The 4,132-nt window shown below is 69.7% G+C and carries 4 protein-coding genes; 3 read left to right on the top strand and 1 reads right to left on the bottom strand.

Annotation, left to right across the window (positions count from 1 at the left end; all coding sequences use genetic code 11):
- Positions 1-1,312, top strand: a 1,312-nt coding sequence (locus tag VKN16_03075; GenBank protein HME93189.1) for a sigma 54-interacting transcriptional regulator, incomplete at its 5' end; no start/stop codon positions are given.
- A gap of 73 nt (positions 1,313-1,385) precedes the next feature.
- Here VKN16_03075 and VKN16_03070 read toward each other — a convergent pair.
- Positions 1,386-2,522 (bottom strand): zinc-binding dehydrogenase, encoded by a 1,137-nt coding sequence (locus VKN16_03070; protein ID HME93188.1) that lies wholly within the window; start codon positions 2,520-2,522, stop codon positions 1,386-1,388.
- Positions 2,523-2,684: 162 nt separating this feature from the next.
- On the opposite strand from VKN16_03070, the gene VKN16_03065 reads away from it, so the two are divergent.
- Both VKN16_03065 and VKN16_03060 read left to right on the top strand, forming a co-directional pair.
- Positions 2,685-3,869 (top strand): CoA transferase, encoded by a 1,185-nt coding sequence (locus tag VKN16_03065; GenBank protein HME93187.1) that lies wholly within the window; start codon positions 2,685-2,687, stop codon positions 3,867-3,869.
- A 71-nt stretch (positions 3,870-3,940) separates the two neighbouring features.
- The coding region (locus VKN16_03060) for a carboxymuconolactone decarboxylase family protein (protein HME93186.1) at positions 3,941-4,132 on the top strand (192 nt) is incomplete at its 3' end.

Raw genomic sequence — 4,132 nt, 5'->3', positions numbered from 1 at the left:
CGTCCGAAAAGTGGGACAGATCGGGAGCACCGGGACCCCCATGCTGATCACCGATGAGCTGGACAGGGATCCGGGAATTGCGCGACTCGAGTGGGCCCGGGCCGAACGAATCATGGGATTCGGCGGGCAGCCGATGATCTTCAAGGGTGACACGCTGGGCGTCCTGGGCGTCTTCAGTCGCGCCCGCATCCAGCCCGACGAGTTCGAGTGGCTTCGAATGTTTGCCGACCAGGCGGCCGTGGCCCTGGTCAACGCCCGGGCCTTCGAGGAAGTGGCCAGACTGCGACAGCAGATCGAGCTGGAGCGGGATCACCTCCGGGAGGAGGTTCGAGAGGCCCTCGCCTTTGGCGACATCCTTGGCGAAAGTTCGGCGCTCCAGACGGTCCTCCGCCAGGTCGAGCGCGTGGCGCCCACCAGCGCCAGCGTGCTCCTGCTGGGGGAGTCCGGTACCGGCAAGGAGCTGGTGGCCTCGGCGATTCATGACCGCAGCGCGCGGCGACAACAGCCGTTTGTTCGCGTGAACTGCGCGTCGGTCCATGCCGAGCTCTTCGAGAGCGAATTCTTCGGGCACGTCAAGGGCGCGTTCACGGGGGCCGTCCGCGACCGGGTGGGACGCTTCGAGCTTGCTGATGGGGGGACACTGTTCCTGGACGAGGTCGGGGAGATCCCGCCCGCGCTTCAGGCCAAGCTTCTGCGAGTCCTGGAGGACGGGCAATTCGAGCGGGTGGGGGAGGAGCGCACGCGGCGGGTGGACGTGCGAATCGTCGCGGCGACGAATCGCGTCCTGGAGAGCGAGGTGGAGGCCGGCCGCTTCCGCCGAGATCTCTACTACCGCTTGAGCTTGTTCCCGATCGAGGTGCCCCCGCTTCGTGACCGAAAGGAAGACATTCCCCTCCTGGCCGCGCACTTTCTCCGCCTGGCGAGCCAGCGGTTGAATCGGGCGGCGGCGGGGTTGACCGCCGCCGACCTCGAGACGCTTCAGCAATACGATTGGCCGGGGAACGTGCGCGAGCTGGCCCACGTCATCGAGCGGGCGGTGATCCTGACCGACGGCCACGAATTGCGGGTTCGCCAGGCGCTGGCCCTCGCCCGTCCGCGCCCGGGACGGTCCCCCACGGGCTCCCGGACCACCACGCCCGCCGCGGCGGTCACCGACGCCGAGATGCGCCGACTCGAGCAGGAGAATATCCGGCTGGCGATGGATCAAGCGGGCGGGAAGATCTACGGGCACGGCGGCGCGGCCGAGCGGCTCGGGCTCAAGCCGACCACCCTGGCCTATCGGATGAAAGCCCTCGGGATCCGGCCGCGGTGACGTAGTCGTTTCCTCCTCCCGAATCGCGCGTCGCCCTGCTCTCGGCGCGGAACGAACGGTGCTCGCCGCCGGGTCAGCGGTTGGGCTCGATCAGGTACTTCTCGCCGGTGGCCTGCTTGGAATAGATGGCGATCTCCTGCAGCCGGAGCGCCTCGGCGAGCGTGATCCGCTTCGTGTAGGTGCTCGCGAAGGTCGTCTTGATCTCGGCGGCCACGCGCTCGCGGAGCTTCTGGGCCGCCTCGAAGCCGATCTTCTGTAGAAAAGGCGTGAGCAGCCAGCCGCCCATGCTCCAGTACTGGCCGAAGGTGCGGGTGAACTCGGTCGGGCCGCGGTCGAGGCCCCCGTAGATGTACACCTGCTTGTGCGTGGCGGAGCCGTAGCGGCTGTACTCCTTTGCGGTGCGGTTGATCGCGGCTTCCATGGCGGTGAGGATCTGGCCCGCCAGCTTGCCGCCGCCGACCGCGTCGAAGGCGATGGTGGCGCCGGTTGCGGCGAGCGCCTCGATCAGATCGTCCGCGAAGGACGGCGCGCTCGAGTTGCAGACGTGGCTGGCGCCGAGGCCCTTCAGGAGCGCGACGTGCTCGGTCTTGCGCACGATGTTGACGAGCGGCACGCCGTCCTCGCGGCAGATCCGGTTCAGCATCTGGCCCAGATTCGACGCGGCGGCGGTGTGCACCAGCGCGGTGTGACCCTCCGCGCGCATGGTGGCGACCATGCCGAGCGCGGTCAGCGGGTTGACGAACCAGGATGCACCCTCGGCCGGTGTCGTGCCCGGCGGGAGCACCAGACACTGCGCGGCCTTGATGCACCGGTACTGCGTGTACATGCCGCCGCCCACGATGGCGACCGTCTTTCCCAGGAGGCCCTGCGCGCCCGGCGACGTCCCCGCCCGCACGACCACGCCGGCCGCCTCGTTGCCGACCGGCATCGATTGGTCGACGCGCCCGGCCAGCATCTTGAAGGCCGCCGCGGGAACCGTCGCGGTGACGACCGGACTGGCCGCAGTGCCGGAAACCTTGGCCGTGCTCAGGTCGGCGTTGCCGAACAGCAGCCCCTGGTCGGAGGGATTGATGGGGGAGGCGTCGACCCGGACGATGACCTCTTCCGGCTTGGGCTCGGGCACGTCGACGGTCACGAGGGACAGCTCCAGGACGCCTTCCTTCTTCACGAGCGAGCGAAGCTGAAGGCCGGTGGATGGGGTGCTCGCCATGGGATCGCCTCCGATCGGGCAGTTGGTCGCTTCGGTGTAGCTAGGATCGGCTCGCCACGCCGTCGGTGCAACCGGGAGCACTGGGCCCGACTCCGCCGCGGATCCCTTGACGCCAGGCGACGGGCAAGGCAGTCTCCCGACATGAGCGAGCATGAGGGACAGTTGGACGGCGTCCTCGCCGGCGTGCGGGTCCTCGACTTCGGCCGCTACATCGCCGGCCCGTACTGCGCCGCGCTGCTGGCCGATCTCGGCGCCGACGTCATCCGCATCGAGCGGATCGGCGGTGGCGAGGACCGCTGGGTGGCGCCGGTCGGCGACGACGGCGTCGGCGCGATGTACCTCGCGATGAACCGCAACAAGCGCGCCATGACGCTCGACCCGGCGTGTCCCGAGGGCCGCGAGATCGTCCGCAAGCTCGTCGCCACCGCCGACGTCGTGGTCGCCAACCTGCCGCCCGAAGTCCTGCGCTCGCTGGCGCTCGACCTGGAGAGCCTGCGTCGCGTGAAGCCCGACATCATCCTCACCACCGTCACCGCGTTCGGCGCCGGCGGCCCATGGAGCCACAAGCACGGCTTCGACGGCATCGGCCAGGTGATGGCCGGCGGAGCCTACCTGACCGGCACGCCCGAGCAGCCGCTGCGGGCGGCGGTGGCCTGGGTCGATTTCGGCACCGCCTCCGTCTCGGCGTTCGGCACCTTGGCGGCACTGATGGCCCGGAACAAGACCGGGCGCGGCCAGAAGGTCGAGGCGGCTTTGCTGCGCACCGCGGTGGCCTTCAACAACCCGACGCTGGTCGAGCAGCAGGTCGCGCAGCCCAACCGGGTCGCGACCCTCAATCGCGGCCAGACCTCCGCGCCGTCCGACCTGTTCCGCACCCGCGACGGGTGGATCATCGCCTACGCGATCGGGGGCCCGATGTTCGCCCGCTGGGCCCGGCTCATGGGCGAGGAGCACTGGCTCACCGATCCCCGCTTCGCGGACGATCTGGCGCGCGGCGACAACGGCGAGGTCATCTCCAAGCGGATGGCGGAGTGGACCGCGGTGCGCACCACCGCCGAGGCCCTGGCCGAGCTGGAGAAGGCCAAGGTGCCGGCGGGGCCGCTGTACTCGCCGCAGCAGGCGCTGGAGGACGCCCACATCCGCGCCGCCGGCCTGCTCGCCGACACCGACTATCCGGGCCTGCCGCGCCCGGCGCCGCTGGCGCCCACCCCCGTCGATCTCTCGGAGACGCCCGGCCAATTCCGCCGGCGCGCGCCGACGCTCGGCGAGCACACCGACGCCATCCTGGGCGAGCTGGGCTACGCCGCCGCGGCCATCGCCGGCCTCCGCGAGCGCCGGGTGATCTGAGGAGGTGGCGATGTGTCATGCTGTGGCGGTTTGGCGCGCGGCCGTCATCCTATTCGCGAGGAGATCGACACATGGCTCAGAAGAAACCGACGGTGTACGAGTTCATTCCGAAGCTGGGACAGCTTCGCGACGACGTGCTCTTCGGTGACGTATGGGAGCACCCCGACCTCAGCAAGCGTGACCGGAGCCTGATCACCGTGGCCATGCTGGCCGCGCTCTACCGAACCGACGAGATGCGGGGCCACATGCAGAGAGCTCTCGAC

The organism is Candidatus Methylomirabilota bacterium (genome assembly GCA_035315345.1).
GTDB lineage: Bacteria > Methylomirabilota > Methylomirabilia > Rokubacteriales > CSP1-6 > CAMLFJ01.
This window is presented reverse-complemented; position numbering and strand designations above follow the sequence as displayed.

Excerpts from the sequence above, each read along its gene's own strand:
- VKN16_03070 (HME93188.1), bottom strand. The coding sequence starts at position 2,522 with ATGGCGAGCACCCCATCCACCGGCCTTCAGCTTCGCTCGCTCGTGAAG.